This window comes from Bacillus cereus group sp. BfR-BA-01381, assembly GCF_022663555.1.
Taxonomy (GTDB): Bacteria; Bacillota; Bacilli; order Bacillales; family Bacillaceae_G; genus Bacillus_A; species Bacillus_A pacificus.
In genome coordinates this window covers 1-258 of the sequence record NZ_JAKUFR010000301.1, presented here as the reverse complement: position 1 = coordinate 258, position 258 = coordinate 1, and the positions used below count along the sequence as shown (strand labels likewise).

Below are 258 nucleotides of genomic sequence, written 5' to 3'. Positions count from 1 at the left end.
TTTTATTTTCCCTATTATCCCTGAACAAAAAAGAGCGCTTTTCTTCAAAGCACTCTTTCCAAAGAATTTACCAATTTCGACGATCATCATGATCATGATCACGTTCATGATTACGTCTGCGACGACACTCATCACAATCGCAGTCACGATCACGTCTACAACGACTGTCATCACAATCTCTGTGTCTGCATCTGCCGAACATTAAATCATCCCAAAATCTATCACAATCTCGAAAATTATTATTCCATCCCATAAATA

At 38.0% G+C, this 258-nt stretch carries 1 protein-coding gene; it reads right to left on the bottom strand.

What is annotated here, in order from left to right:
- Nucleotides 1-67 precede the first annotated feature (67 nt).
- Nucleotides 68-253 carry a hypothetical protein gene (locus MR079_RS28800; protein WP_087952444.1) on the bottom strand — a complete coding sequence of 62 codons (186 nt, stop codon included), beginning with the start codon at nt 251-253 and terminating at the stop codon, nt 68-70.
- Nucleotides 254-258: the final 5 nt, after the last annotated feature.

Coding starts and splice junctions, on each gene's coding strand:
- MR079_RS28800 (WP_087952444.1), bottom strand. CDS start 253: ATGGGATGGAATAATAATTTTCGAGATTGTGATAGATTTTGGGATGAT.